The organism is Arhodomonas sp. KWT2 (assembly GCF_041949875.1).
In the GTDB taxonomy this organism is placed as follows: domain Bacteria; phylum Pseudomonadota; class Gammaproteobacteria; order Nitrococcales; family Nitrococcaceae; genus Arhodomonas; species Arhodomonas aquaeolei.
Map to the genome: position 1 here is coordinate 1 of NZ_JBHFPQ010000002.1, position 3,009 is coordinate 3,009.

The 3,009-nt window shown below is 72.5% G+C and carries 1 protein-coding gene; it reads right to left on the reverse strand.

What is annotated here, in order from left to right; genetic code table 11:
* Positions 1 to 3,009: T6SS effector BTH_I2691 family protein (locus ACEZHJ_RS00015; RefSeq protein ID WP_375036087.1), on the reverse strand; the 3,009-nt coding region annotated here is incomplete at both ends.

Genomic DNA, 3,009 nt, shown 5'->3' on the forward strand with positions numbered 1-3,009 from the left:
TCGGGGGTTCGGACCGCCTCCTCGGTCCACGCGATCGTCCCGGCGACACCGCTCTGGTAGGCGTCGGCGAGCATGAGCGTGCCCCCGACGCTCCCCTGCAGGTCGGTGACCGTCATGTCGAAGACGATGCCGCGCAGCACCATCGCCAGCGCCTCCTGCTCCTCCTCGGCACTGTGGAAGGGCTCGTAGCGGTAGTCCTCCTGCTGGACGCCGTAGAGGCTGCGGCGCAGCCAGATGCGGATGTTCAGCGGCACGAGCTGGCGTAGCAGGCTCACGGTCACGAGGGTGATCAGCGTGAACACGGCGGGGACGAGCACCGCCGAGGAGCAGGCCAGCGCGATCAGGCCACCGGCGAGCCCGATGCCACCGAGGAAGGCATGGCCGTAGACCTGGCGGGCCACGGCGCCGCGCCGTGACAGCGCGGCGGCCTCGGCGAACTCACGGAAGCCGTCGATGATGGCGATGACCGTGGTGGCCACGCCAAGGTGCTTCGCCGCCCGGGTCAGGGCCGTCTTCGGGGGCCCGGAGAGCAGCCGCCCCGTGGTGGCGGGGCCGGCGGCGGCGATGCCGCGGCGCGCCTGCTGGAGTTCGGCGGCGCCGTTGACGACGAACTCGGCGGTGCCGGCGACGGCGCCGATGAGCTGCCAGCAGTTCTCGAGGCTGTCGGGCTCGTCGTGGACGGCCCGGGCGGCCTGGAAGAGGCCGGCGACGCTGAACACCGCGTCGAGGAAGCGGAAGGGGTTGTCGGTGCTGCGCAGCCGCTTGCTGATGCGCCGCTGCTGCTCGAAGACGGCGTCGTCGTCGAGGCGTAGCACGGGGGGCGGGCCGCCGTCGGTGAAGCGCCGCTCGTCGTCGAGATAGGGCAGCAGCGCGGCGCGCTCGTCGTGGGGGATGAGCCAGGGGACGCGCACGCGGTTCTCGTCGGTGATGGCGACGCCGGCGACGTTGCCGCCCACGCGCCGGCCGTCCCCGGTGGCCTCGGCATGATGATACGTCTGCGGGTCACCGGCGTCGGCGAGGTCATAGGTGATGGCGTTCACCATGCCGTGATAGGCGCCGACGCTGATGTCGAGCTCGCCGAGGAAGCTGGCCCGGGTGTGGAACGCCGCCTCCGGGTCCAGGCCCAGGGCGGTGATCTGCAGCAGCCGGGCGAAGCGCATCGTCACGGGCATGTCGATCGCCGGCGGCCCGCCGCCACGCACCGGTGCGCTGGCCTGGTGGCCGAGCACGGCGGTGAGTGCGCTCACCGCGACACCGTTGAGCCGCTCGATGCTGCGGCGGAAGGCGGCGAGCTCGGGCAACGCCCAGCCCTGCGCGTGCACGGCGTGCAACGCCTTGAGCTGCTGGTACCAGCTCTTGAGCGTCTCGAGCTCGAGGGTGGCATCGCCGGCCTCCTCCAGCGCGGCGCTGTCGGCGACGAAACGCCCGGTGCTGGCGCGGTGGTTGTGGAAGTAGGCGCGCAGCAGCAGCCCGTCGGCCTGCCCGAGGCCGTCGAGGAGCTGCTCCCAGGCCCAGCGGCTGTTGGCGGAGAGTATGCCGCCCTGGAGCACGTCGGCGAGGATCTCGGTGACGCGCAGGCCGCTGTGGACGTCGTCCGGCTCGTAGCGGGCCAGCGCCTCGCCGAGGCCGTGGACCAGCCACTGGGCGTAGTCGGCGTCCAGCCGCGGGGTGTCGGTCTCGATGGCGGCCTGGTAGTCGGCGAGCTCGGCGACGACGTCGCCGGGCCGCTCGTCGTCGTAGTACTCGGAGAATTCCTGGATGGTCTCGGCGAGGGTGCGCTCGAGGGAGTGCAGCTTTCGGTGCCGCTCGGATTTGAGCCGCAGGTACTCCGGGGTCACCTCGCAGCGCGGATAGCCGTTCCCCCACAGGTCGCGCTTTCTGCGCTGCAGCTCGCGGATGGTGCGCCTTTCCGCCTCGTCGGCGGCCTCGGCGAGTTCCCTGGCGAACTGCCGCTCCGCCGCCCGGCGCTCGGCCTCCAGGCGCTCGTAGACCGCCGACATCCGCGCCTGGTAGGTCTCGTCCACCTCGCTCATGCGGTTATCGGCGGCGGCGTTCAGCGCCGCGACGAGGCGCCGGACCGAGGCCAGCCACAGCGAGCGCCGGGCGTTGTCGCCCTCGGCCTGGAACAGCCGCATGCGCTCCAGCGGCTGCTGGCGGTAGGCGTTGAGCTCCTCGAGGATGCCGACCTCGTCGTGCACGGCGAGCATCACCGCCTGGCCGTGCTTGCCCTGCAGGCCGGCGTCGTGGCGGGCCTGGGTGGTCATCGCCTCGATCAGCGCCTCGGCGTCGTCCACGCCCGCGGCGAGGGGGAAGCGGTGCCAGCGCAGCGCCTCGCGGGCCGGCCCGGCGCAGCACTCCGGCACCTGCTCGCCGATGAGCGAGGGCGCGAAGGCGTGCTCGGCGACGCCGTCGTTCAGCCAGGCCTCGACGTCGAAGCACTGCAGGTGGCGCTTGCGCCAGTCCTCGTCGCCGGCCACGCGCTCGAGCTGTGCCAGCGACCACGGGCGCTCGAGGTAGGCGAACCACACCCGGCCGGCCTCCAGGGGGTACGGCAGCCCGATGAACGAGGCCGCGGCGTGGCTGCCCGGCCGGTGGCAGGCGAACGGCTCATCATCGATCTGCGCCGGCGGCTCGCCCGGCGGGAACTGCCAGAACTCACCGCCATCGGTGACCTGGTAGGCGAGCCAGCACTCGTGGCCTTCGTCGTAGAGGTAGAGATAGCCCCCGCGCAGGCGGCGCAGGATGTAGCCGCATCGCGGCGGCTGACCCGTGTGCCACTCGCCCTCGTCGTCGAGCACGGTGTCGAGCCCGAGCGGCACCGGATCCCCCTCGGCGTCCCGGGGATAGAGCGCCCCGACACGCGCGTGCGGCAGCACCGGGACCTCCGGGGTCTCGTCGATACGGGTGATCGCGTAGCGTACCGGCAGGATCGGCAGGCCGCGGCGCGTGCACCAGCGGCAGTCGTTGAGGCCGAGACCGGCACAGGTGGCCTGCTTGATCCAGGCGTCG